The 22,606-nt window shown below is 70.6% G+C and carries 26 protein-coding genes; 17 read left to right on the plus strand and 9 right to left on the minus strand.

Annotated elements, in window-relative coordinates:
- Position 1 precedes the first annotated feature (1 nt).
- The 3 genes from Q8Q71_RS01815 to Q8Q71_RS01825 are packed head-to-tail and all read right to left on the minus strand — an operon-like array spanning position 2 to position 3,100.
- Positions 2 to 799 carry an RNA methyltransferase gene (locus Q8Q71_RS01815; protein WP_305757934.1) on the minus strand — a complete coding sequence of 266 codons (798 nt, stop codon included), beginning with the start codon at positions 797 to 799 and terminating at the stop codon, positions 2 to 4.
- A complete protein-coding gene (locus Q8Q71_RS01820; RefSeq protein WP_305757935.1) occupies positions 796 to 1,722 on the minus strand; it encodes a class I SAM-dependent methyltransferase in 927 nt (308 codons plus the stop codon). Before Q8Q71_RS01820 ends, Q8Q71_RS01815 begins: the two co-directional genes overlap by 4 nt.
- On the minus strand, positions 1,694 to 3,100 hold the full coding sequence (locus tag Q8Q71_RS01825) for a glycosyltransferase family 2 protein (protein WP_305757936.1): 1,407 nt from the start codon (positions 3,098 to 3,100) through the stop codon (positions 1,694 to 1,696). The genes Q8Q71_RS01820 and Q8Q71_RS01825 overlap by 29 nt, the downstream gene beginning before the upstream one ends.
- A gap of 178 nt (positions 3,101 to 3,278) precedes the next feature.
- On the opposite strand from Q8Q71_RS01825, the gene Q8Q71_RS01830 reads away from it, so the two are divergent.
- From Q8Q71_RS01830 to Q8Q71_RS01845, 4 genes are read left to right on the plus strand one after another with little or no spacing between them, the layout of a single operon-like run.
- Complete coding sequence (locus Q8Q71_RS01830) at positions 3,279 to 3,908, plus strand: TetR/AcrR family transcriptional regulator (protein ID WP_305757937.1); 630 nt, start codon at positions 3,279 to 3,281, stop codon at positions 3,906 to 3,908.
- Positions 3,905 to 4,702 carry an ABC transporter substrate-binding protein gene (locus Q8Q71_RS01835; RefSeq protein ID WP_371315917.1) on the plus strand — a complete coding sequence of 266 codons (798 nt, stop codon included), beginning with the start codon at positions 3,905 to 3,907 and terminating at the stop codon, positions 4,700 to 4,702. Before Q8Q71_RS01830 ends, Q8Q71_RS01835 begins: the two co-directional genes overlap by 4 nt.
- Positions 4,699 to 5,691, plus strand: a complete 993-nt coding sequence (locus Q8Q71_RS01840; RefSeq protein ID WP_305757938.1) for an iron ABC transporter permease — start codon at positions 4,699 to 4,701, stop codon at positions 5,689 to 5,691. The genes Q8Q71_RS01835 and Q8Q71_RS01840 overlap by 4 nt, the downstream gene beginning before the upstream one ends.
- The gene (locus Q8Q71_RS01845; protein ID WP_305757939.1) at positions 5,688 to 6,485 is read left to right on the plus strand and encodes an ABC transporter ATP-binding protein; all 798 of its coding nucleotides are present in this window, start codon (positions 5,688 to 5,690) and stop codon (positions 6,483 to 6,485) included. Before Q8Q71_RS01840 ends, Q8Q71_RS01845 begins: the two co-directional genes overlap by 4 nt.
- On the opposite strand, the gene Q8Q71_RS01850 is transcribed toward Q8Q71_RS01845, so the two are convergent.
- Positions 6,434 to 8,524: a transglycosylase SLT domain-containing protein gene (locus Q8Q71_RS01850; RefSeq protein WP_305757940.1), complete on the minus strand. Its 2,091-nt coding sequence runs from the start codon at positions 8,522 to 8,524 to the stop codon at positions 6,434 to 6,436. The two genes, Q8Q71_RS01845 and Q8Q71_RS01850, sit on opposite strands and share 52 nt — an antisense overlap.
- 110 nt (positions 8,525 to 8,634) lie before the next feature.
- On the opposite strand from Q8Q71_RS01850, the gene dapA reads away from it, so the two are divergent.
- Positions 8,635 to 9,516, plus strand: a complete 882-nt coding sequence (gene dapA / locus Q8Q71_RS01855; RefSeq protein WP_305757941.1) for a 4-hydroxy-tetrahydrodipicolinate synthase — start codon at positions 8,635 to 8,637, stop codon at positions 9,514 to 9,516.
- 282 nt (positions 9,517 to 9,798) lie between these two features.
- Positions 9,799 to 10,248 carry an SsrA-binding protein SmpB gene (gene smpB / locus Q8Q71_RS01860; protein ID WP_200947906.1) on the plus strand — a complete coding sequence of 150 codons (450 nt, stop codon included), beginning with the start codon at positions 9,799 to 9,801 and terminating at the stop codon, positions 10,246 to 10,248.
- A gap of 22 nt (positions 10,249 to 10,270) precedes the next feature.
- Here the strand turns inward: smpB and Q8Q71_RS01865 are convergent, their stop codons facing one another.
- From Q8Q71_RS01865 to Q8Q71_RS01875, 3 genes are all read right to left on the minus strand, one after another.
- Positions 10,271 to 10,465 carry a hypothetical protein gene (locus Q8Q71_RS01865; protein ID WP_305757942.1) on the minus strand — a complete coding sequence of 65 codons (195 nt, stop codon included), beginning with the start codon at positions 10,463 to 10,465 and terminating at the stop codon, positions 10,271 to 10,273.
- Positions 10,466 to 10,595: 130 nt separating this feature from the next.
- Complete coding sequence (locus tag Q8Q71_RS01870) at positions 10,596 to 11,234, minus strand: uracil-DNA glycosylase (protein ID WP_305757943.1); 639 nt, start codon at positions 11,232 to 11,234, stop codon at positions 10,596 to 10,598.
- Complete coding sequence (locus Q8Q71_RS01875) at positions 11,231 to 11,812, minus strand: NYN domain-containing protein (protein WP_305757944.1); 582 nt, start codon at positions 11,810 to 11,812, stop codon at positions 11,231 to 11,233. Before Q8Q71_RS01875 ends, Q8Q71_RS01870 begins: the two co-directional genes overlap by 4 nt.
- Between Q8Q71_RS01875 and folK the strand changes: the two genes are divergently transcribed.
- From folK to acpS, 7 genes are all read left to right on the plus strand, one after another.
- Positions 11,811 to 12,368, plus strand: a complete 558-nt coding sequence (folK, locus tag Q8Q71_RS01880) for a 2-amino-4-hydroxy-6-hydroxymethyldihydropteridine diphosphokinase (protein ID WP_305757945.1) — start codon at positions 11,811 to 11,813, stop codon at positions 12,366 to 12,368. The genes Q8Q71_RS01875 and folK overlap by 2 nt on opposite strands.
- A gap of 84 nt (positions 12,369 to 12,452) precedes the next feature.
- Positions 12,453 to 12,812 carry a DNA-directed RNA polymerase subunit omega gene (gene rpoZ, locus Q8Q71_RS01885; RefSeq protein WP_305757946.1) on the plus strand — a complete coding sequence of 120 codons (360 nt, stop codon included), beginning with the start codon at positions 12,453 to 12,455 and terminating at the stop codon, positions 12,810 to 12,812.
- 161 nt (positions 12,813 to 12,973) lie between these two features.
- On the plus strand, positions 12,974 to 15,100 hold the full coding sequence (locus Q8Q71_RS01890) for a bifunctional (p)ppGpp synthetase/guanosine-3',5'-bis(diphosphate) 3'-pyrophosphohydrolase (RefSeq protein WP_305757947.1): 2,127 nt from the start codon (positions 12,974 to 12,976) through the stop codon (positions 15,098 to 15,100).
- An 11-nt stretch (positions 15,101 to 15,111) separates the two neighbouring features.
- Positions 15,112 to 15,876 carry a TIGR00730 family Rossman fold protein gene (locus Q8Q71_RS01895; RefSeq protein ID WP_305758070.1) on the plus strand — a complete coding sequence of 255 codons (765 nt, stop codon included), beginning with the start codon at positions 15,112 to 15,114 and terminating at the stop codon, positions 15,874 to 15,876.
- A 49-nt stretch (positions 15,877 to 15,925) separates the two neighbouring features.
- Complete coding sequence (gene pyrE / locus Q8Q71_RS01900) at positions 15,926 to 16,510, plus strand: orotate phosphoribosyltransferase (protein ID WP_305757948.1); 585 nt, start codon at positions 15,926 to 15,928, stop codon at positions 16,508 to 16,510.
- A gap of 6 nt (positions 16,511 to 16,516) precedes the next feature.
- The gene (locus tag Q8Q71_RS01905; RefSeq protein WP_305757949.1) at positions 16,517 to 17,254 is read left to right on the plus strand and encodes a pyridoxine 5'-phosphate synthase; all 738 of its coding nucleotides are present in this window, start codon (positions 16,517 to 16,519) and stop codon (positions 17,252 to 17,254) included.
- Entirely contained in the window at positions 17,251 to 17,652 is a 402-nt protein-coding gene (gene acpS / locus Q8Q71_RS01910; RefSeq protein ID WP_305757950.1) for a holo-ACP synthase, read from the plus strand. Before Q8Q71_RS01905 ends, acpS begins: the two co-directional genes overlap by 4 nt.
- 5 nt (positions 17,653 to 17,657) lie before the next feature.
- Here the strand turns inward: acpS and Q8Q71_RS01915 are convergent, their stop codons facing one another.
- Positions 17,658 to 18,158 carry a hypothetical protein gene (locus Q8Q71_RS01915; RefSeq protein ID WP_305757951.1) on the minus strand — a complete coding sequence of 167 codons (501 nt, stop codon included), beginning with the start codon at positions 18,156 to 18,158 and terminating at the stop codon, positions 17,658 to 17,660.
- A 177-nt stretch (positions 18,159 to 18,335) separates the two neighbouring features.
- Between Q8Q71_RS01915 and lepB the strand changes: the two genes are divergently transcribed.
- Genes lepB through Q8Q71_RS01935 form a run of 4 tightly spaced genes read left to right on the plus strand, consistent with a single transcriptional unit; the run spans position 18,336 to position 21,940 of the window.
- A complete protein-coding gene (lepB, locus tag Q8Q71_RS01920) occupies positions 18,336 to 19,049 on the plus strand; it encodes a signal peptidase I (protein WP_305758071.1) in 714 nt (237 codons plus the stop codon).
- Positions 19,049 to 19,765 carry a ribonuclease III gene (gene rnc, locus Q8Q71_RS01925; protein ID WP_305757952.1) on the plus strand — a complete coding sequence of 239 codons (717 nt, stop codon included), beginning with the start codon at positions 19,049 to 19,051 and terminating at the stop codon, positions 19,763 to 19,765. The genes lepB and rnc overlap by 1 nt, the downstream gene beginning before the upstream one ends.
- Positions 19,762 to 20,709: a GTPase Era gene (gene era, locus Q8Q71_RS01930; protein ID WP_305757953.1), complete on the plus strand. Its 948-nt coding sequence runs from the start codon at positions 19,762 to 19,764 to the stop codon at positions 20,707 to 20,709. Before rnc ends, era begins: the two co-directional genes overlap by 4 nt.
- Positions 20,710 to 20,713: 4 nt before the next feature.
- Positions 20,714 to 21,940 carry a serine hydrolase gene (locus tag Q8Q71_RS01935; protein WP_305757954.1) on the plus strand — a complete coding sequence of 409 codons (1,227 nt, stop codon included), beginning with the start codon at positions 20,714 to 20,716 and terminating at the stop codon, positions 21,938 to 21,940.
- A 1-nt stretch (position 21,941) separates the two neighbouring features.
- On the opposite strand, the gene Q8Q71_RS01940 is transcribed toward Q8Q71_RS01935, so the two are convergent.
- A complete protein-coding gene (locus tag Q8Q71_RS01940; RefSeq protein WP_305757955.1) occupies positions 21,942 to 22,604 on the minus strand; it encodes a dihydrofolate reductase family protein in 663 nt (220 codons plus the stop codon).
- Positions 22,605 to 22,606 lie beyond the last annotated feature (2 nt).

The raw sequence follows: 22,606 nt of genomic DNA on the forward strand, positions 1-22,606 counted from the left end.
CTCAAACCGCGTCGATCGCCGCATAGACCATGATCCCCGTCGCCACGGCCAGGTTCAGGCTGTCCGCCCGGCCGCGCATGGGGATCTTGACGTTGACGTCGCAGGCGGCGGCAAGGGCGTCGGTCAGGCCGGCCTGTTCGTTGCCCATCAGGATCAGGGCCGGATGCTGGATCGCCGCGTCGCGATAGCCATGGACCGCGTCCAGCCGGGTGCCGATGACGCTGCCCGGCCATGTCTGCCGCCAGGCCAGGAACTCGGCGGGGGTGGCCCGGGCGATGGCGACGGCAAAGACCGAGCCCATGGTCGCCCGCACCGCCTCGACCGAATAGGGATCGACGCAGTCGCCGATCAGGATCACCCCGCCGCAGCCGGCGGAATCCGCCGTCCGGATGATGGTGCCCAGATTGCCCGGGTCCCGCACCTGCTCCAGCGCCACCCAGGCCGGCGCCGAGGCCGGCTGGATCGCCGACAGGGGCGTATAGACCTGGTCGAACACGCCCAGCACGGTCTGCGGATTGTCCCGGCGGCTGATCTTTTCGAGGATGGCGTGGGTCACCGCCACCACCTCGCCGCCGCCCGCCCGCGTCGCCTCGCGGGCGCGGTCCAGGATCGGATGCGGCCGGGCGTCCTCGCCGACCAGCAGCAGGCGGGGGGCGCGGCTCTGGTCCAGCGCCTCGCCGATGAATTTCAGCCCCTCGGCCAGGAACCGCCCCGTCGCCTCGCGCTCCTTGCGCATGTGCAGGGCGCGCACGGCCTTGACCGTATCGTTGGTCAGGGAGGTGATCAGGCGATCCGTCACGCCGACCACCGCGCGAAGAAGCTGAGGCCGATGGCCCGACCGTCCGGTCCATCCTCGGCCAGGGCCAGCTCGCCCCAGTCGATGACGCCGCCCCGGTTCGCGGTCGCCTCGGCCATCAGATGCGACAGCGACAGGCCGGAAATGCGCGCGGCGTAGGCGTTCAGCAGCAGGAAGGAGGCGTCGTCCGACAACAGGGCGGCGCAGTCCCTGAGCAGGCCCGGCAGGTCCTCGAACAGCCGCCACACCTCGCCGGTCGGCCCCCGCCCGTATTTGGGCGGGTCGAGGATGATCCCGTCGTATTTCGACCCGCGGCGCACCTCGCGGGCGGCGTATTTGCGGGCGTCCTCGACGATCCAGCGGATCGGCCTGTCGGCCATGCCGGACAGCTCGGCGTTCTCGCGCGCCCAGGCCACCGACTTCTTCGAGGCGTCGACGTGGGTGACCTCGGCCCCGGCGGCGGCGCAGGCCAGGCTGGCCACCCCGGTGTAGCCGAACAGGTTGAGGACCTTCGGCGCATTCTTGTTTGCGCTACCGCCCTTCGCGCTACTTGAGCGCAGTCGCCGGATGCGCCCGTCCAGCCACTCCCAGTTGGCGGCCTGCTCCGGAAAGAAGGCCAGGTGGCGGAACGGCGTGAACCGGCTGGTGAAACGCACGTCGCGCCAGGCCAGGGGAAAGGTGTCGACCGGATTTCCCGCGAACCGCCAGCGGCCGGACTCGTCCTCGTCGGTCGGATCGAACACGGCGTCGGCGGCGTCGAAGGCGGCCGGGTCGCGCGGCGACCAGAAGCACTGGGGCTCCGGCCGGACCACGGTGTGGCGGCCATAGCGCTCCAGCTTGCGGCCGTCGCCGCTGTCCAGCAGGGCGTAGTCGACCCAGGCGCGGGTGACGAGGGTTTCAGGCGACGGGTTCAGACGCGGCGGCATGGCCCGCTGATAGGCGGAGAGGCGCGGTCGCGTCCAGCGCGTCGTATGTTTCGGCCCCGGTCGAGGCTGGCTGGACCGCCTCCGGCCCCGCGTCGCGACGGTGGGGCGTCTTGTCCCATGCGAAGGGGTCGCGAACCAGTCGCCAGGCGGCGTGGGCGAAGGCCAGGCTGAGCAGGGACCAGTAGGCCGGGGCCGCGATCATGTCGGCGGGGCCGTAGGGAACGCCGGCGCGGCGGGCTCCGATGGCCGAGGACAGCCATGCCGAGGCGGCCCCGAGGATCATGACGCTCAGCGCCAGCGCGGGCGTTTCCGGCGGCAGGCCCGCCATGGCCGCGACCAGGACGGCGGCCGCGACCCAGGCCAGGGTGAGGCCGTGGATGGCCGCCGAAACGAGACCGGCGCCGACGGTCATGACCAGGGCGAGGAGGCCGCGCCAGCCCAGTCGCCACGGCTGACGGGTGTGGACGCCCCAGGTCTGGAGGTACCCTTTGAGCCAGCGTGTTCTCTGTGGCAGCCAGTGGTCGAGGCTGTGAGGCGGCGTCTCCCAGGTCGGGCGGGTGATCACGCCCAGCCTCCAGCCGTTCGCCCACAACCGGAACCCCAGATCGGCGTCCTCGGTGACGTTCCAGGCGTCCCAGCCGCCCACGGCGCGGAGAACATCGACGCGGAAGTGATTGCTGGTGCCGCCCAGGGGGAAGGGCAGGCCGACGCGGGTCATGCCGGGCAGGGCCACGTCGAACAGCCCGGCGTATTCGGCGGCGAACTGGCGCTGGAGGAACCCCGCTCCCGCGCGAATGCGCAGCGGAGCCTGGAGACAGGCGAGACGGCCCGAGGGATCGGCGGCGAACCGGGCGGCGGCCTCGCGCAACTGGAGGGGATGGGGTGCGTCCTCCGCGTCATAGACGGTCAGGAGCTCGCCGGTCGCATGGGTCAGGGCGTGGTTCAGGGCCCGGGGCTTGGTCCCGGGACGGCCCGGCGGCGCGACGAGGATTCCGAGCCAGTCCGGGCGCGGGGCGGCCCGGGCCGCCGCGATCGTCTCGTGATCGTGCGCCTCCAGCACCAGCAGCCCTTGCAGGCGATCCGACGGATAGTCGAGGCGCGACAGGCGCTCGATCAACTGACCCACGATCTCCGCCTCGTCATGGAGGGCGGCCAGCACCGTGTAGCGGGGCCAGCGGGGCGGGGCGACCGGCTGCGGCGCCGGGCGGGCTCCCAGAAGGATCAGGCTGGTGCGCCAGATCGCCAGCGCCAGGAAGGCGACGGCCGCGGCGAGGACGAGCCCCTCGCCCGCCCGTCCGGGACCAAGCCATATCAGAAGCGCGCCGAGGCCCGCGAGCGCGGCGGCGAAAACAATCTGGGCGGGCGCGAAACCTCGCATGGCCGCGCTCTGCCCGAGCGGAGGGCCGTATCGCGCGGCGTCGCGCCGGCGATCTTCCAGATCGCTGTTCCCAACCCACTCCACCACCAAGGGTTACCTCGCTGATTCGCGCATCGCAACCGGTTGGCGCGGGGAGGGGAATGCCGCTATTCAGGGCCCGGACGTCCGGAGTTACCGCGTGACACTCGCCCCGCTCAACCTGCGTTCACAACGCAAGCCCAAGGGCGAAGGCCATGCCCGTCGCGCGGAGATCCTGGCCGCCGCCGAACGCATCTTCGTCGAACACGGCTACGAAGGCGCGACGATCCGCAAGATCGCCGACGAGGTCGGCCTGTCCTCGACCGCGCTCTACATGCATTTCGCCGAGAAGGGCGAAATCCTTCAGGAAATCTGCCGGCAGGCCTTCGCGGCCCTGCTGGAGATGAACGAGGCCATCGTAGCCGAGCCCGGCGGGCCGGAGGAACGGCTGCGGCGGATGCTGCGGGCCTATATCGACTTCGGCTTCGCCAATCCGAACGCCTATCGGCTGATCTACATGACCCGACCGGTCGAGCTTCAGCACGGTGCTCTCTCGGCGGCGCAGGAACTGGGCGGGGGCCTCTACCGATCGTTCGAGGTGGTGGTCGAGGACGCCGAGGCGGCCGGACTGCTGCGTGGCGACGCACGGACGACGGCCCAGGCGCTGTGGGCCGGATGCCATGGCGTGGTGTCGCTGGTGATCACCAAACCGTATTTCGACTGGGTCGAACGTGAGACGCTGGTGACGACTCTGGTGGAGGGGTTGTTCGCGGGCCTGCTGAAACCGTGAGGCGGCTGGCGTGGGCGCTGGCCGCCGGGTCGGCGCTCGGCGCTGGCGGAGCGGAAGCCCGGCCCTTGCGGGTCATGGCCCTGGACCAGTGCGCCGACCAGTATGTCCTGGCCCTCGCGCCCGACGCCGACCTGGCCCTGTCGCCGCGCGCCGACGATCCGGACGCCTGGATGCGGGAAGCCGCCGCGGGGCGCCGACGAGTGCGGCCGACGCTTGAGGCCGCCATCGCCTTCCGGCCCGACGTGGTGGTGCGCTACTGGGGCGGGGAGCCCCGGCTGCTGGCTCGGCTCGAGGCGTCCGGCGTTCGTGTTGTCACGATCGAAGACGCGACGGATTTCGACGGGGTGCGGGCGGACATTCGCGCCGTGGCGGAGGGTCTGGGCGTCCCGGGGCGAGGCGAGGCCCTGACGGCGCGGATGAACGGGACCCTGCGCAGGGCCGCGCCCCGCGCCCGCGCGCCGGAGCGGTCGGCCCTGTATCTGACGGCCGGCGGATTCACGGCCGGCAAGGGTACGCTGGTGGACGCCATCCTGAGGGCGGCCGGTTTCAGCAATGCGGCGGAGGAGCCGTTCTTCGCCCCGATCAGCGTCGAACGGATCGCCCTGTTTCCGCCGGCGCGGTTCGTGCTGGGCTTCTTCGACCAGGCGCGCGGCGACTGGCGCGGGCCGGGCCGGCACCCCGTCGTGCAGCGAACGGCCCGGGGCAGGGTGGCGGCGCGACTGCCGGCGGCCGTCCTGACCTGCCCGGCGTGGTTCGCGGCCGACGCGGCGGCGATGCTGAAGGCCGGAGCATGAAGGCCGGTCCTTCGCGGCTGACGCTCGTGCTGGCGGGACTGATCGCGGCAGCGGCGGTCCTGGGAATCCTGCTGGGCGAGACCGTTTTCAACATGGCGCAGATGACGCAGGCCTTCGCCGATTCCGCCTCGGGACCGGCGGAGGTGCTGTGGCAGGTTCGCGCGCCGCGCGTGGCGACGGCCCTGATGGTCGGGGCGGCCCTGGGCCTGTCCGGGGCCGTGATGCAGGGTCTGTTGCGCAATCCGCTGGCCGATCCGGGCGTGCTGGGCGTGTCGTCGTCGGCGGCGCTGGCGGCGGCGACGGCCATCGTGCTGGGCGGGGCGGCCATGCCGGGGGCGGTGGAGACGTCGGCCTTGGCGGGCGCCGGCCTGGCCGGAGGCTTGCTGATCCTGTTCGCGGCGCGGGTGCGCTCCCCCGAGGCCCTGATCCTGTTCGGGGTGGCGCTATCGAGTTTTGCGGGAGCGGCCACGGCCCTGATCTTCAACCTGTCGCCGTCTCCCATCGCCTCGGCCGAGGTGATGAGCTGGCTGTTGGGGTCGGTGCAGAACCGCAGCTGGATTGACGTGGCCTGGGTCACGCCGGCGGTGCTGGTCGCGGCGGCCCTGGCGGTGCTCGCGGCGCCGGGTCTGCGGATGCTGGGCCTCGGCGAGGAGACGGCGCGGACTTCGGGCCTGCCCATGGCGCGTCTGCGGCTGCTGGCCCTGCTGGCCACGGCCCTGGCGGCCGGGGCGGCGGTGGCGGTGGCCGGCGTGATCGGCTTCGTCGGCCTGGCGGCGCCGCATCTGGTGCGTGGCGCGGTGCGGGGCGATCCCGGGCGTCTGCTGCTGCCCTCGGCGCTGGCGGGCGGGCTGATGCTGGTGGTCGCCGACCTGCTGGCGCGGATGACGCCGACCGATCAGGAGCTGAAGCTGGGCGTGTTCACGGCCCTGGTCGGGGCGCCCCTGTTCGCCCTGATCGCCTGGCGGGCGGCGCGGGAGTGGCGGCTGTGAGCGCGCTGGAACTGCGGGGAGCCACGGCCGTCCTGGGCGGACGGACGGTTCTGGATCGGGTCGGCCTGTCGGTGGCGGCGGGCGAACTGGTCGCCGTGGTGGGCCCGAACGGAGCGGGCAAGTCGAGCGCGATCCGGGCCCTGGCGGGGCTGCTGCCTTTGAACGGCGGGCAGGCGATGCTGGGCGGCGGCGACGTGACGGGCCTGTCGGCACGGGCGCGGGCGGAACGCGCCGCCTATCTGCCGCAGGAGCGGCGCATCGCCTGGAACCTGCCGGCGGTCGAGGTGGCGGCGCTGGGCGCGCCCTTTCTGACGACGGCCGATGCGCTGGCCCGGGCGCGGTCGGCGCTGGACGAGGTCGAGGCCGGGCATCTGGCCGACCGGGGCGTGGCCGAGATGTCGGGCGGCGAGCGGGCCCGGGTGCTGCTGGCGCGGGCGTTGGCGACGGGCGCGGCGGCCCTGCTGGTCGACGAGCCGATCGCCGGGCTGGATCCGGAGGCGCAGCTGATGGTGCTGGAACGGCTGAAGGCGCGGGCGGCGGCGGGGCAGGCGGTGCTGGTCAGCCTGCACGACCTGGCCCTGGCGGCGCGGTTCGCGGACCGGGTGGTGGTGCTGGACGGGGGCCGGGTCGGCGCCGACGCCCCGCCGATGGCGGCTCTGACGCCGGAGACCATGGCGAGGACATTCGGCCTGGCGGCGCGCTGGGTCGAGGGGCCGGACGGGCCGCTTCTGTCCAGCGGGCGCTATTCCGAAGCTTCGGGCTCCGGCGCGCGCAGGGCTTCCTCCCCGGCGTAGGCGGCATAGGGCCGGGACCCCGCGGGGGCGCCGCGTCTCAGATCCGCCGACAGGGTCAGCGGCGCCGAACCGCCGTTCAGGCGCGCGCGATAAACCTGCATGTTTTCCATGACTCGCATCATGTAGTTACGAGTCTCGGTGAAGGGCGCACACTCGATGAAGTCGACCGGATCGACCGCGCCGCCGCGCGGATCGCCGCAGCGCGCCACCCATTGCGGGGGCCGGGCGGGCCCCGCGTTGTAGCCGATGGTGGTCAGCAGCATGGAGCCGCCGAAATCGTTGGTCAGGTCGCCGAGGTGATAGCTGCCCAGCGTCATGTTGAAGTCGCCGTCGTACAGCCGCTCGTCGGAATAGGGCAGGCCCAGCTGGCGGGCGACGCTGCGGCCCGTGGCGGGCAGGAATTGCATCATGCCGCGGGCGTTGGCGTGCGATCGGGCGCGGGGATCGAAGCTCGATTCCTGCCGGGTGATGGCGAGGGTGAACTCCAGCGGCGCGGCGCCCGGCACGGCCGGGGGGATGCGGATGGGGTACTGGCGCTCGGGCATCAGATAGCCGCGCTGGCTGGCGGCGCGGCCGACCATCATGGCGGTGAAGCCTTCGCCATAGTTGCGCGACAGGTCCATGAGCAGGGCCAGTTGGGCGGAGTCTGGCAGGTCGTCGTCCAGCTGGTAGGCGAAGACGCGGAACAGGCTGGTCTCGCCGGTCTCGCCGAGGATGCGCAGGGCGCGAACCACCTCATTGGCCTCGAACGCGGCGACGTCGGCCGCGGTCGGAACCGGATCGGCGGGCAGGGTGATCGTGGTCAGGCCGGCCTTCTCGGCGGCCAACTGGCCGTAGAAGGTCTGGATGTGGCGCGACCCGGCCTGGTAGAACTGGATCGCGGCCGGGGTATTGCCCTGGGCCTCGGCGGCGCGGCCCAGCCAGTAGAGGGCCCGGCCCTGGGTGATCGGCGTCGAGGACGACTGGCGCAGGGTCTCGAAATGGCGGGCCGCCCGGGCCGGATCGTTCAGCTTCACCAGCGCCGTCCAGCCAGCGAAGAATTCGGCGTCGACCTTGCGCTCGCCGGACGGGAAGCCGTGGCCGGCCATGGCGTCATAGGCGGCCTGGCCGTTGCGGCGCTCCAGGGCGTCGAGGAAATAGTTGCGGCGTTCGCTCCACAGGGTGTTCTGACCCTCGGTGTGTGACGGGGCGGCGGGCAGGGCAGCCAGCAGGGCGAAGCCCTCGGACTGTCGGTTCTGCGAGCGCAGGATGCGGACCCGCTCCAGCACCACGGCGGGGTCCATCGCCTGCGCGGGGCTGAGACCGGCGACCACGGCGTCAGGGCTGTAGGCGGTGCGCAGGGCCATGGCCGCCTCGGCCACGGCGCGGCGTTCCGGGGAGACCATCTGCACCATGCTCCGCGTGGCCGGTCCGTGGGGCCCGGGCAGCAGCATGTTCAGCCGCGCCTCGTGGTCGGCCTGGGTCAGGCTGGAGCCCCAGCGGGCGAGAATGCGGCCCTGCGTCGCCTCGTCGAACGAGCGGGTCCGCCACCAGTCGCCGATCAGCCGCCGCGCCTCATCCGACCTCCCGCCCTGCTCCAGGGCCTCGGCCAGGGCGATGGCCCCCTCGACGGTCGTCGGCTCATTCCGGGCGAACAGCGCCAGGGCGGCGGCGGCGCCGGCGTAGGAGCGATCGAGAACCCGTTCGGCTGCGATGCGGCGGCTCTCGGCGCGTGGCCAGCCTGCGAAACGGGTCTGGGCGTCGGCGAGATCGCTGTACGGCAGCTGTTCGGCCGCGGTGTCCAGCAGGGCCCATTCGACCAGTTTCCGCGCGGTCGGGTCGCCGATCTGCGACGCGGCGTTGCGGGCGCCCGTCACATCGCGGGCCCGCGCGGCCGCCAGGCCCTGGCGGAAGAGCGCCGTGTCCTGATCGTTCAGCAGGCGCGGCTGGTTGCTGACCGGGCCGGAGGCCACGGCGCTGTAGGGCGTTTCCTGGGGGATCAGGGTCTCGGGCGCGGGGGCGAGAAGGGCCAGGGCGGCCGCGAGGCTGGCAGCGATCATTGCGTGTCCGATCTCCATGCGTCGCGGTTGCGGTCAGTCCACCGGCAACCTACCCTCCAGCGCTTCTCCCGGCGAACGCCGCCTCTTTCCACGCAGGACCATCTGTCTCAATGACCGCCCCCTTGTTCAAGGGCGTGATCACCGCCCTGATCACACCACTTCGTGACGGAAAGGTGGACGAAGCCGCCTTCACCCGGTTGCTGGAACGCCAGATCGCCGCCGGGATCCACGGCGTCGTGCCGATGGGCACGACGGGCGAGAGCGCGTCCCTGCACCTGGACGAGCACAAGCGCGTGGTCGAACTGTGCGTGCAGGTCGCGGCCGGCCGCGTGCGGGTGATCGCCGGCGCCGGATCGTCGGCGACGGACAAGGCGACCGAACTGGTGCGCTTCGCCAAGACCGTCGGTGCGGACGGCGCCCTGGTCGTCACCCCCTATTACAACCGTCCCTCGCAGGAGGGTCTGGCCCGCCATTTCGAGGCCATCGCCGAGGCGGTCCAGCTGCCGGTGCTGCTGTACAACGTGCCCGGCCGGACCGGCGTGGACCTGTCGAACGACACCGTTGCCCGGCTGGCGGCGCATCCGAACATCGTCGGCATCAAGGACGCGACCGGCGACCTGTCGCGGGTCAGCTGGATGCGGGCCCATATCGGCAGCCAGTTCGATCTGATCTCGGGGGACGACCCCAGCTACCTCGGCTACCATGCCCACGGCGGGGTCGGGGTAATCTCGGTGACGTCCAATGTCGCGCCCGAGGCCATGGTCGCCCTGCACGAGGCGGCGGCCGCCGGCGACTACGCGGCGGCGCGCAACTGGCAGGACCGGCTGATCGGCCTGCACAAGGCGCTGTTTCTCGACAACTCCCCGTCGCCGACGAAATACGCCCTGTCGCGGCTGCAACTGTGCGGCGAGGAAGTCCGTCTGCCCCTGTCCCTGACCTCCGATGCGGTGAAGCCCGCCATCGAGGGGGCGATGGCCGCCGCCGGGATTTAACCCGGCCAAAACGAAAATCGCCGTCCAATGCGTCCGATGAGTCCGCCCGGTGCGCTTCCGGACGGGATTTAACCCGGGAAAAAAGACCCCTGCCGTCCGATGCGTCCGAAGCGTGCGTTCGGTTCGCTTCTGAAGCGGGATGTTTCGGCTGTGGCGGACGCTTCGCGACATGGCCGGAGCATTGCATGCGGATACGTCCGAATCGGACGTAGGGCCGAAGAGCGCCTTCGCGTCAGCGAACGGAAGGTGTAGGAGCCGGGCATGGCCTCCACCGCTCCCAAGATGAAGATCATCGCCGAGAACCGGCGGGCGAAATTCGACTATTTCCTCGAGGACTATATCGAGGCCGGGATCATGCTGCTCGGCACCGAGATCAAGGCCCTGCGCGACGGCCGGGCCAATATCGCCGAGAGCTATGCGGCGGTGGAGGGGCGAGAGATCGTGCTCGTGAACGCCGACATCCCGCCCTACAAACAGGCCAACCGCTTCAACCACGAGCCGCGCCGGCACCGGAAGCTGCTGCTGCACCGCAAGCAGATCGACAAGCTGATCGGCGCCGTCCAGCGCGACGGCCAGACCATCATTCCGGTCAAGCTGTACCTGAACGAGGCGGGCAAGGCGAAGATCGAGATCGCCCTGGCCAAGGGCAAGAAGCTGCACGACAAGCGCGAGGCCACGGCCCAGCGCGACTGGCAGCGCGACAAGGCCCGGCTGATGAAGGAACGGGGCTGACGGGGCTGAGGCGCCGGCGCGTTCAGGCGATCGGTCGGGCGTCCAGCACGCCGGGCGCGTCGGCGGTCATATAGGCCTCGATCCCGCCGGGCCCCACCGACGGCTGGCTCCATTGCTGGATCACCATTCCCATGGCGGCGATCAGCCCCGCCATCAGCAGCGCCCACAGCGCCGTCTTTCTCTCGCGGGGCGAGAAGACCCCCTTCGACCTACGCATCGCAGCCTCCAAAGCTGTTCGATCAACGCAAGCTACGCGGCACTGTTCCTGAGGGTTGAGGCTACACCCGACGCTGGCTGATTCGCGTGGCGCGGGAGCCACACTCGCCGGCCAGGCGAGCCGCGTCGGGTCAGCCTTCGATGATCTCGCGGGCGCGCCGGAAGACCGCTTCGAACATGGCGGGGGTCAGTCGGCCGGTGTTCGTGTTGAGGCGGGAGCAGTGATAGCTGTTCAGGATCACATAGCCGCCCAGCGCCGCCTCGACGCCGTGGCCCGGCGGCGCCGCAGTTCCCTTCAGACCCAGCGCCTTCAGCACGTTCCGGCGCGACACGTCGCCGAGGGTGACGATGACCCTGAGCCGGGGCAGGGCGGCTATGCGGGCGGTCAGGAACGGCCGGCAGGTCGCCTCCTCGGCCGGCAGGGGCTTGTTGCCGGGCGGGGCGCAGCGGACGGCGTTGGTGATCATGCAGTCGACCAGCCGAAGCGTGTCGTCGGGCCGGGCCTCGTAGACGCCGGTGGCGAAGCCGGTCCGGATCAGGGTCTCGTAGAGAATCCAGCCGGCGCCGTCGCCCGTGAAGGGCCGGCCGGTGCGGTTGGCCCCGGTGCGCCCCGGGGCCAGTCCGGCGACCAGCAGCCGCGCGTCCGGATCGCCGAAGGAGGGGGCCGGGCCGTTGAACCAGTCGGGATTCTGGCGCTGGTTGTCGCGCCGGTATCCGACCAGCCGGGGGCAGAGCGGGCAGTCGCGGGGCGGTTCGGGAGCCAGGCTCATTCGCGATGATCCGTCTCGAATACCCGGCTGGTCGGCTGCGGCGTCGCGGCCCGCGGTCGCCCGATGTCGGGCAGCAGGTCGGCCAGTTCGACGAAGGCGTCCGCCTGACGGCGCAGTTCGTCGGCGATCTGGGGCGGCTGGGTTTTCGTGGTCGAGACGACGGTGACCCGCACGCCCTTCGCCTGCACCGCCTGGACCAGCCGGCGGAAATCGCCGTCGCCGGAAAACAGGATCGCGTGGTCGATGTGGGGGGCGAACTCCAGCATGTCGACGGCGATCTCGATATCCATATTGCCCTTGGTGCGGGTATGGCCCTGGGCGTCGGTGAAGCGTTTGACCGGCCTGGTCACCACGGTGAAGCCGTTGTAGTCGAGCCAGTCCACCAGCGGCTTGATCGGCGAGAACTCTTCGCCCTCGATCACCGCCGTGTAATAGTAGGCCCGCACCAGAACGGCCTGGGCGCGGTACATCTCGACCAGTTTCTTGAAGTCGAGATCGGCGTTCAGGGCCTTGGCGGCGGAATAGAGATTGGCCCCGTCGATGAACAGGGCGATGCGCTCGGTCGGATAAGGCGTCATGGAAAAGGACTCCGGGGAAATAGACGTCCGCGCCTCCGTCGAAATAGACGGCGCGCCCGATCTGGACTCGGCTGTCATCGTCGCGCTGGGCTGCAATGACAAGGGGGCCTGGGCCGACTGCCGCGAGGCGCTGGAGGCGGCGCTGGCCCGGTTCCGGGCCGAAGGGATCGATGTGGTGGCGCGCTCGTCGTGGTGGCGTTCGGCGGCCTGGCCCGACCCGACCGATCCGCCCTTCCTCAACGGGGTGGTGATCGTGCGCACCGAACACCCGCCCCATGCGCTGATGGCGGCGCTGGGCCGGATCGAGGAGGCGTTCGGCCGGCGGCGCGGCGTGGCCAACGCGCCCCGGACCCTGGACCTCGACCTGATCGCCTATGGCCGGACGGCGGGCGACCTCGACGGCCTGATCCTGCCCCACCCGCGCGCGGCGGACCGGCGGTTCGTGATGGGGCCGTTGGCGGAGATCGCGCCGGCGTGGCGGCATCCGGCCGGCGGGACGGCGGCAACCCTCGCCGCGCGGGCCCCGGTCGGGGTCGATGCAACACCGTCGCCCTGACGCCTCATTCCCGCCCATGCGGCGTTGCACAATTCAGTCCGACACTCTATTTTGTGCGGTTCTCCCCCGCGCCCGAGGAAATTCATGGCCCGCGTCACTGTCGAAGACTGCATCGAGAAGGTGCCGAACCGGTTCGGCCTGGTTCTGCTGGCGGGCAACCGCGCCCGCGCCATCGCCAACGGCGCGCCGCTGACCCTCGATCGGGACAACGACAAGAACCCCGTCGTGGCCCTGCGCGAACTGGCCGACTCGACCGTCGCGCCGGAAGAGCTGCGCGAAACCGTCATCGTGGCGCTGCAACGCGTCGACGAGCGCACCGAAGCCGAGGACGAGGCCGAGGTCGTCGCCCTGCTGGCCGAGCCCCAGCACATGAACATGGCCGAGGCCGAGCTGATCCGCGCGCTGCAGAGCGACCGCGACGGCGGGCAGGAGGAGCGGTACTGACGGCGGAACCCGCCAACGGTATCACCATCCTGCCGGCGCGGCAGCCCGCGCCGACGCCCGAACCCGCCAATATCAACGACCCCGGCGGTCCGCGTCCCCACGCGGATCCGGACGACCATCCGCGCTCCAGGGTCCTGCGCCAGTTCGAACTGGTCGAGGCGGTGCGCGCCTATGACCCGACCGCGGACGAGGCGCTGCTGAACCGCGCCTATGTCTATGCGATGAAGATGCACGGCTCGCAGTTGCGGGCCTCGGGCGATCCCTATTTCGCCCATCCGATCCAGGTCGCCGGCATCCTGACCGACTACCGGCTGGATACCGCGACCATCGTCACCGCCCTGCTGCACGACGTGGTCGAGGACACCTCGGCCACCCGCGACGACATCGCCGGCATGTTCGGCGAGGAGATCGCCGGCCTGGTCGAGGGAGTCACCAAGCTGTCGCGTCTGGAGCTCCAGGCCGAGCACACGCGCCAGGCCGAGAACCTGCGCAAATTCATCCTCGCCATCTCCAGGGATGTCCGCGTCCTTCTGGTGAAGCTGGCCGACCGTCTGCACAACATGCGGACGCTGAAACACGTCAAGCCCGAGAAGCGCGAGCGCATCAGCCGGGAAACGCTGGAAGTCTACGCTCCGCTGGGCCGGTCGATCGGCATCCATTCGATCGCGTCGGAACTGGAAGAGCTGGCGTTCGAACACCTGAACCCGACCGCCCGCACCGCCATCGAGCGCCGGCTGGAGGCGCTGAAGCTGGAGCACGGCCGCGCCATCGACGGCGTCTCGCGCGAGGTCGAGCGGGTGCTGTCCGAAGCGGGGGTCAGGGCCAAGGTCTTCGGGCGTCAGAAGACGCCCTATTCGATCTGGCGCAAGCTGCAGCGCAAGTCGGTGGGTTTCTCGTCGCTGTCGGACATCTACGGCTTCCGCGTCATCGTCGAGGCCGAGGACGACTGCTACCGCGCCCTGGGGGTGATCCACCGCGCCTGGCCGGTGGTGCCCGAGCGGTTCAAGGATTTCATCTCCACGCCCAAGTCGAACAACTACCGTTCGCTGCACACCACGGTCGTGGGCCCGTCCGGCCTGCGCATCGAGATGCAGATCCGCACCGAGGCCATGGACCGCGTGGCCGAGGACGGGGTGGCGGCGCACTGGGCCTACAAGAACAAGTCCTATGGCTTCGACAAGGAGGCCATGGAGAAGGACGGCGGCCGCGATCCGCTGCAGAACCTGCGCCATCTGGTGCAGGTGATCGAGCACGGCGAGGGCGGCGAGGACTGGGTCGAACACGCCAAGCTGGAGATGTATCTCGAGCAGGTCTTCGTGTTCACGCCGAAGGGCTCGCTGATCACCCTGCCGCGCGGCGGCATGCCGCTGGACTTCGCCTACGCCGTCCACACCGAGGTCGGCGACACGGCGGTGGGGGTCAAGATCAACGGCGAGCTCAAGCCGATGCGGACCCAGCTCCAGAACGGCGACGTGGTCGAGATCGTGCGCGGCTCCAAGCGCGAAATCCCGGTCGACTGGCGCTCCCTGACCGTCACCGGCCGCGCCCGTTCGGCCATCCGCCGGCACATCCGCACCTCCGAGCGGGGGGAATTCCAGAAACTGGGCCGGGCGACGCTGGAGCAGACCCTGTCCCGGGCCGGCAAGACCCTGGCCGAGGTGTCGCTGAAGGCCATGCTGGAGACCCTGGCCTTCGCCTCGGAGGATGACCTGTACGAGGCCATCGGCCGTGGCCGCCTGTCGGCCGCCAAGGTCGGCGAGACCCTGTTCCCGGCGCTGAAGGGCCGGCTGAAGGCGGGCCCAGACCGCCGGCGGATCGGCGACGAGCAGGCGCGCCTGTTCGTGCGGGGCGGCGGGCTGACGCCGGGAATCAGCGTCCATTTCGGCCATTGCTGCTCGCCCGTGCCCGGCGACCGCATCGTCGGCATCCTCGAGCCCGAGGCCGGGCTGACGGTGCACACCATCGACTGCCAGAGGCTGGCCGACTTCACCGACGACGATTCGGTCTGGCAGGACCTGCAATGGACGCCCCAGGCGGAACAGGGCGCGGTCGCCGCCGCCCGCATCCGCGCCACCATCAAGAACGCGCCCGGGGTGCTGGGCCAGGTCGCCACCATCATCGGCGAGGCGGGCGGCAACATCCTGAACCTGGTCATGAGCCACCGGCAGCAGGACTTCTTCGACGTCGACATCGACCTGGAGGTCGAGGACGCCAAACACGCCACCGCCATCATGGCGGCGCTGCGCACCAACCCCTCGGTCGACACGGTCGAGCGGGCGCGGGGGTGAGCGAGACCCCGATCCGGCCCGCGAACGCCGCCCAGACGGCGTCGGCCTCCTACCGGCTCGCGGCCCTGGACCAGGACTTCCTGCTGAGCGACGCCATGCGCGGCGTGCGCTTCCTGATGGAGTACGCGAAGGCGGAACAGGCCCTGCGGGCCTGGGGGGTGCGCTCGACCATCGTGGTCTTCGGCAGCGCCCGGATCGGGGAGAACGGCGATGGCGAACACGCCCGCTGGTACGCCGAGGCGCGCGCCTTCGGTCGGCTGGCGTCCGAACGGGGCGGGGCGCTGCACGGCGCCGACGGCCAGCCGCGCGACAATGTCATCGCCACCGGGGGCGGGCCGGGCGTCATGGGCGCTGCGAACCGCGGCGCGGCCGAGGTCGGCGCGCCGTCGATCGGCTTCAACATCACCCTGCCGCACGAGCAGGAACCCAACGAATGGTCCACGCCGGAGCTGACGTTCCGCTTCCACTATTTCGCCATGCGCAAGATGCACCTGGCGATGCGGGCCAATGCGCTGGTGGTTTTTCCGGGCGGGTTCGGCACCTTCGACGAGTTGTTCGAGATCCTGACCCTGCGCCAGACGGAAAAGGCGCCGCCGATCCCGATCGTCCTGTTCGACGAGGCCTACTGGCGCTCGGTGATCAAGTTCGACGTCCTGATCGAGCACGGCATGGTCGCCGCGGCGGACCTGGGCCTGTTCCGGTTCGCCGAGGACGCCGAGGCGATCTGGCGCACCCTGCTGGCCTCGGGCCTCGAGCCCGGCCAAAGCATAGAATGACGCGGCCGGGTGGCTTCTGTTGCGCCCGCGGCTGAGCTAGAGACCGGCCATGACCTCAGACGACGTACTCGACGAATTCCGCGGCGCCGGCGCCCTGCGCGAGGGCCATTTCGTGCTGTCCTCGGGCCTGCACAGTCCCGTCTTTCTGCAGAAGAACCTGGTGTTCATGGACGCGGCGCGCTGCGCCCGGCTGTGCAAGGCCCTGGCGGAGAAGATCACGGCGGCGGTCGGGCCGGTCGACGTCGCCATTTCGCCGGCCGTCGGCGGCATCATCCCCGGCTATGAGACCGCCCGCTGGCTGGGCGTGCCCTCCATGTACGTCGAGCGCGAGGGCGGCGAATTCAGGCTGCGCCGCGGCTTCCATGTCGAGCCGGGCTGGAAGGTCGTCATGGTCGAGGACATCGTCACCACGGGCCTGAGCTCGCGCGAATGCATCGCGGCGATCCAGGCGGCGGGCGGCGAGGTCGTCGCGGCGGCCTGTATCGTCGACCGCTCGGGCGGACGGGCCGACGTCGGCGTGCCCCTGGTGGCTCTGGCGACGCTGGACGTCCCGGCCTGGCCGGCCGACGCCCTGCCGCCCGAACTGGCGGCCCTGCCGGTCGAGGACCCCGGCAGCCGCCGGCTGGCGAAGTAGGCGGCGATGGTTTCTCCGGTCCGGCTCGGCGTCAATATCGACCACGTCGCCACGGTGCGGAACGCGCGCGGCGGCGTACACCCCGATCCGGCGCGCGCGGCGCGCGAGGCGCTGGCGGCGGGCGCTGACGGGATCACCGCCCACCTGCGCGAGGACCGGCGCCATATCACCGACGCCGATATCGACGCCCTCAGCGCCCTGTGCGCCGAGGCCGGCCGGCCGCTGAACCTGGAGATGGCGGTCACCGACGAAATGCTGGCCATCGCCCTGCGCCATCGGCCGCGCGCCGCCTGCCTGGTGCCGGAGCGGCGCGAGGAGGTGACGACCGAGGGCGGGCTGGCCGTGGCGGGCCACGAGGCGCGGATCGCGCCGGTGGCGAAGGCGCTCGCTGACGCCGGCGTCCGGGTCTCGCTGTTCATCGAGCCGGCCCCGGAGCAGGTCGACGCCGCCCATGCGGTCGGCGCCCAGGTGGTCGAGTTCCACACCGGCCGCTACTGCCATCTCTCCGGGGACGACCGGGCGATCGAGTTCGAACGGCTGCAGGCGGCGGCCACGCGGGCCTTCGATCGGGGGCTGGAGGTTCACGCCGGGCACGGGTTGGACTACCTCACCGCCGCCGACATGATGGCCATCCCGGAGATACGCGAGCTGAACATCGGCCATTTCCTGGTCGGGGAAGCCGTGTTCGTGGGCCTGACCGCGGCCATCCACCGGATGCGCGCGGCCATGGACGCGGCGTCGTGATCGTCGGGGTCGGGGCCGACCTGACCGACATCCGGCGCATCCAGAAATCGCTGGACCGCTTCGGCGACCGCTTCCGGACGCGCTGTTTCACCGAGCTGGAGCGGACCCGTGCGGAGCGAAAGCCCGACCCGGCCTGGAGCTACGCCAAGCGGTTCGCGGCCAAGGAGGCCTGCGCCAAGGCCCTCGGCACCGGCATGCGGGCCGACGTCTACTGGCGCGACATGGGGGTGGTGAACCTGCGCTCGGGCCAGCCGACCCTGGCCCTGACCGGGCATGCCGCGGAACACCTGTCCAGGCTGACACCGCCCGGTCACGAAGCCCGGATACATCTGACCCTCAGCGACGAGCACCCGTATGCACTCGCCTTCGTGGTGATCGAAGCCTTGCCGATGGCTTAATCACGTTATACCGATTTCGCCGCAAAGACCGCGGACAGCGGCTGGGGGACAGAGCCACGATGAGCGACGAGCACAAGCCGCAGGACGACCACGGCCACGCCGCGGGTCACGCACACGACGACGGGCACGCCGCGCCCGCCGCGCACGACCACGACGATCACGCCGCCCACCCGCCCGCGGAGGCTCACGGCCACGACGACCACGGACACGCCGACCATGGGCACGGCGACGATCATGCCGCCCCGCCCGTCGCTGACGCGCACGGCCATGATGACCATGCGACAGCCGCGCATGCGCATGACGACCATGCCGCTCCGGCCGATCACGGCCATGACGACCATGCCGCCCACAGCCATGACGACCATGCCGCACCCGCCGCGCACGGCCACGACAGCCACGGCCACGACGATCACGGCCATGATACGGGCCACGGCCACGAGGATCATGGCCACGCCGAGGCGGCCGCCCACAGTCATGACGACCACGCCCACGGCCACGACGATCACGCGGCGCCTGTCGCGGCCGCCGCTGTCGCCGGCGCCGCCGCGGCGGCCGCTTCGAAGCCGCCGGTGTGGAGCGACTCCGGCGACGCCCCGTTCGAGGACGTCGACACCACCCCGGTTTACGCCCGCGGCAAGGGCGGCAAGAAGCGCAAGTCCAGGGGCGGTTCGAGCAACGAGGGCATGGAGATCGTCAAGACGATCTTCTTCGCCCTGCTGATCGCCTTCGTCCTGCGCGTGGTCCTGTTCCAGCCCTTCACCATCCCGTCGGCCTCGATGGAGCCGAACCTGTACGAGGGCGACTACATCGTCGTGTCCAAGTGGAGCTACGGCTATTCGAAACACTCGATCCCGTTCAGCCCGCCGATCTTCAACGGCCGCATCCTGGCCCAGGCGCCGCAACGCGGCGACATCGTGGTGTTCAAGCTGCCGCGCGACAACCGGACCGACTACATCAAGCGGCTGATCGGCCTTCCGGGCGACCGCATCCAGATGATCGGCAACGTCCTGCACATCAACGGCGCGCCGGTGCGCGACGTCGTGGTCTCGGGCCAGGACGTGACCAACATGTACGGCCTGCCCATCATCCAGGCGGACGAGACCCTGCCCGGCGGCAAGGTCATCCGCATCCAGGACTTCGGGCCGGGCAACGACCTGGACGACACCCCGGTGTTCGAGGTCCCGGCCGGCCATTACTTCATGATGGGCGACAACCGCGACAACTCCATCGACAGCCGGGTCGAGCAGTCGCAGGGCGTGGGCCTGGTGCCGGCGGAAAACCTGATCGGTAAGGCCGAGATCATCCTGTTCTCGTGGACGCCGGGCGCCTCGCTGTGGAATCCGGTCAGCTGGTTCTCGAAGGTCCGCCCGAGCCGGTTCTTCACCGTCCTCGACTGATGGCCGACAGACGGGCCGAGGCTGTCCGGGCGCTGGTGCGCCGCCTCGGCCACGACTTCGGGGATCCGGCCCTGCTGGAGCTCGCCCTGACCCACGCCAGCGTGGGGGAGGGGGCCGAACGCGACGCGCGCGGCCGCCTGTTCGCCGACAACCAGCGGCTCGAGTTCCTCGGCGACCGGGTGCTGGGCCTGCTGGTCGCCGACCGGCTGGTGCGCGACTTCCCCGACGCCGACGAGGGCGAGATGTCCTCGCGCCTGCACGCCCTGGTCGACAAGGCCGCCTGCGCCCGCGCGGCCGAGGCCCTGGGGGTCGGCGAGGCCATGCGGCTGTCGCCCGGCGAGGCGAAACAGGGCGGCCGACGGCGCGAGGGCGTGCTCGGCGACGCCATGGAGGCCCTGCTGGCGGCGGTCTGGCTGGACGGCGGCTTCGACGCCGCCCGGGCGGCCTTCGACCAGGCGTGGAAGGACGAACTGTCCGCCCCGCCGCAAAAATCCCTGACCAATCCGAAATCGGCCCTGCAGGAATGGGCCCTGGGGCAGGGCAAGCCCCTGCCGGCCTACAGGATCGTCGACCGCAAGGGCTCGGATCACGCCCCGACTTTCACCGTCGAAGCCAGCGTGGCCGGATATCCGCCCTTGACCGCGCAAGGCCGTTCGCGTCAGGACGCGGAGAAGGCGGCCGCGATCGGCCTACTGCAGCGTGAAGGCGTGATTTGACCGATACAGAAACCCAGCGAGCCGGCTTCGCCGCCATCATCGGCGCGCCCAACGCCGGCAAGTCCACGCTGGTCAACCGGCTGACCGGAACCAAGGTCTCGATCGTCACCCAGAAGGTCCAGACCACGCGCTTTCCCGTGCGCGGCATCGCCATCGAGGGCGACGCCCAGATCGTGCTGGTCGACACGCCCGGCATCTTCACCCCGCGGCGCCGCCTGGACCGGGCCATGGTCGCCTCGGCCTGGGGCGGCGCCGACGACGCCGACGTGGTGGTCCACCTGATCGACGCGGCCTCGCACATCGCCGCCGAAGGCAAGGAAGGCCAGGCCGCCGACCGCCGCTCGGCCGAGGACACCGAGACCATCATCGCCGCCCTCAAGGCGGCGGGGAAGCAGGTCATCCTGGCCCTGAACAAGATCGACGGCATGCGCCGCGACACCCTGCTGGCCTTGTCGCACAGGCTGTTCGAGACCGGCGTCTATTCCGAGGTCTATATGATCTCGGCCCTGAGCGGCGACGGCGTCGACGACCTCAAGCAGCGCCTCGCCCGGGCCATGCCGCCGGGACACTGGCTCTACCCCGCCGACCAGTCGGCCGACGTGCCGATGCGGGTCCTGGCGGCCGAGATCACCCGCGAGAAGGTCTATCTGCGGGTCCATGAGGAACTGCCCTATTCGGCGGCGGTGGAGACCACGGCCTTTGAGGACCGGCCTGACGGCTCGGCACGGATCGAACAGACCATCTATGTCGAACGCGAGAGCCAGCGCCCCATCGTCCTGGGCAAGGGCGGCCAGACCCTGAAATGGATCGGCCAGAAGTCGCGCGAGGAGCTGACCGAACTGCTGGATCGCCCGGTCCACCTGTTCATCACGGTCAAGGTCGACCCGAAGTGGCAGGATTCCAGAGCCCTCTACGCCCAGTTCGGGCTGGACTACGACGTCTAGACCCTTGTTCCACGTTCCCAGACAATCCGGGGGCCATCCCCGGCTGGCGATGGCCGTCATCGCCGCCCTGTTCGTCCTCGCCGCCGGCCTGGTCGCCTGGGCGACCGTGCGGCCCATGCCGACGGCGCCCGAGCCGGAACCCTTGCCGCCCCGCCCCCCTCTGGTGGTGGTCGAGACCCTGCCGCAACTCACGGCCCAGTTGAACCGCTGGGGCGGCTCGGGCCAGTTCACGGGCGGGGTTCTGGTCGCCCGGGGCGACGAGGTGCTGTTCCGGCAGGTGCACGGCTATGCCGACCGCAGTCTGATGAAGCCGCTGGCGTTGAACTCCCGGTTCCGCCTCGCCTCGATCAGCAAGCAGTTCACCGCCGCCGCCATCCTGAGGCTGCAGGACGAGGGCGTGTTGTCGACGCATGATCCGCTGTGCAAATGGATCCAGCCCTGCCCGCCGGCGTGGGAGCCGATCCGCCTGTATCACCTGCTCGGGCATTCCTCCGGCGTGCCGGACCTGATGGCCCGACCGGGCTGGGGCGTGCGACGGGTGACGCCGGCCACGGTTGAGGAATTGACCGCGCAATCCGCGCTCTATCGTCTCCAGTTCACTCCAGGAACGAAAGTCCGCTACAACAACGCCGGTTACAATCTGCTGGGCGCCGTGGTCGAGAAGGCCAGCGGGAGGCCGCTGCACGACTTTCTGCGGGACGCCTTCTTCGAACCGCTGGGCATGGCCGACACCGGCTATGACGACGGGGCCTCGGACGTGGTCATGGGCTACGCCAATCTGGCCGGCGGGCCGACCGAACAGCCCGACGCCAATGTCAGCATCATCTTCGCCGCCGGCGCCCTGTATTCCACCCTGGACGATCTGCTGGTCTGGGAGCGGGCCCTGCATCGCGGTCAGCTGCTGACCCCGCGCAGCTATGCGATGATGATCGCCGACCACGCCCCGGAGTCGACGCCCGACGAACGGGGCCGGCCGCGCCGGGACTGGGGCTTCGGGCTGTTCACGAACAGCCTCGGCCGCCGGGTCAGCCCGGACTTCCTCGACCGCCAGATCTATCACACCGGCAGCTGGTCGGGGTTCCGCAACCTGATGACCTACCAGCCCGACGCGGACGTGACGGTGATCGTCCTGTCCAACAACTACCACTCGCGCGATGCGGTCTTCCTGCTGTCGCAACAGGGCATGGCCGAGGCGCTGGGCCGGCCGTTCCCGACCGCGATGGCGCGCTGAATCAGCCCTCGCGGGCCCAGCGTTCGCGGCGGGCCAGCTCGGCCTCGCCGGGGGTCTGCGGCCCGAACGCGCCGGTGGGCGGCGGCTGATCCGTCCGCTCGAAGGTATGGGCCAGCACGCCGGTCGCGGTCTGCCGGGTCCGGGTCAGCCGCCACGCGTGAGGTCGCGCGGCCTGGTCGAACAGCCGCTTGCCCGAACCGAGGATGACCGGACAGGTCAGCAGGGTCAGCTGGTCGATCAGGTCGTGGGCCAGCAGGGTGTGGATCACCTCGCTCGACCCCTGGATCAGCAGGTCGCGGCCCTCCGTCGCCTTCAGCGCCCGCACGGCATCGGGCAGATCGCCTTCCAGCCGGTGGCTGTGGGCCCAGGTCAGGGGCGTTTCGGGGCCGGCGACGACGTATTTGTTGATGGCGTTGAAGGTGCGGCCGATCCCGTCGTCCATCCCCGGCCAGTACGCGGCGAAAATCTCGTAGGTCCGACGGCCCAGAAGCAGGTCGTAGTCCTCGCCCATGGCCTCGCCCATCAGCCCGCCGGAGGCCTCGTCGAACCAGGGCCATATCCAGCCTCCGAACCTGAAGCCGCCCGTCGTGTCCTCCTCGGGACCCCCGGGGGCCTGCATGACGCCGTCCATGGAAACGAAGGTCGCGGTTCTGATCGTGCGCATGG

The sequence above is a fragment of the Brevundimonas sp. genome, from assembly GCF_030704825.1.
In the GTDB taxonomy this organism is placed as follows: domain Bacteria; phylum Pseudomonadota; class Alphaproteobacteria; order Caulobacterales; family Caulobacteraceae; genus Brevundimonas.

Excerpts from the sequence above, each read along its gene's own strand:
- Q8Q71_RS01905 (WP_305757949.1), top strand. The coding sequence starts at position 16,517 with ATGGTTTCTCCGGTCCGGCTCGGCGTCAATATCGACCACGTCGCCACG.
- Q8Q71_RS01820 (WP_305757935.1), bottom strand. The coding sequence starts at position 1,722 with ATGCCGCCGCGTCTGAACCCGTCGCCTGAAACCCTCGTCACCCGCGCC.
- rpoZ (WP_305757946.1), top strand. The coding sequence starts at position 12,453 with ATGGCCCGCGTCACTGTCGAAGACTGCATCGAGAAGGTGCCGAACCGG.
- folK (WP_305757945.1), top strand. The coding sequence starts at position 11,811 with ATGGAAAAGGACTCCGGGGAAATAGACGTCCGCGCCTCCGTCGAAATA.
- Q8Q71_RS01840 (WP_305757938.1), top strand. The coding sequence starts at position 4,699 with ATGAAGGCCGGTCCTTCGCGGCTGACGCTCGTGCTGGCGGGACTGATC.
- Q8Q71_RS01865 (WP_305757942.1), bottom strand. The coding sequence starts at position 10,465 with ATGCGTAGGTCGAAGGGGGTCTTCTCGCCCCGCGAGAGAAAGACGGCG.
- Q8Q71_RS01870 (WP_305757943.1), bottom strand. The coding sequence starts at position 11,234 with ATGAGCCTGGCTCCCGAACCGCCCCGCGACTGCCCGCTCTGCCCCCGG.
- dapA (WP_305757941.1), top strand. The coding sequence starts at position 8,635 with ATGACCGCCCCCTTGTTCAAGGGCGTGATCACCGCCCTGATCACACCA.
- rnc (WP_305757952.1), top strand. The coding sequence starts at position 19,049 with ATGGCCGACAGACGGGCCGAGGCTGTCCGGGCGCTGGTGCGCCGCCTC.
- Q8Q71_RS01850 (WP_305757940.1), bottom strand. The coding sequence starts at position 8,524 with ATGATCGCTGCCAGCCTCGCGGCCGCCCTGGCCCTTCTCGCCCCCGCG.
- smpB (WP_200947906.1), top strand. The coding sequence starts at position 9,799 with ATGAAGATCATCGCCGAGAACCGGCGGGCGAAATTCGACTATTTCCTC.
- Q8Q71_RS01825 (WP_305757936.1), bottom strand. The coding sequence starts at position 3,100 with ATGCGAGGTTTCGCGCCCGCCCAGATTGTTTTCGCCGCCGCGCTCGCG.
- Q8Q71_RS01940 (WP_305757955.1), bottom strand. The coding sequence starts at position 22,604 with ATGCGCACGATCAGAACCGCGACCTTCGTTTCCATGGACGGCGTCATG.
- pyrE (WP_305757948.1), top strand. The coding sequence starts at position 15,926 with ATGACCTCAGACGACGTACTCGACGAATTCCGCGGCGCCGGCGCCCTG.
- lepB (WP_305758071.1), top strand. The coding sequence starts at position 18,336 with ATGGAGATCGTCAAGACGATCTTCTTCGCCCTGCTGATCGCCTTCGTC.
- Q8Q71_RS01875 (WP_305757944.1), bottom strand. The coding sequence starts at position 11,812 with ATGACGCCTTATCCGACCGAGCGCATCGCCCTGTTCATCGACGGGGCC.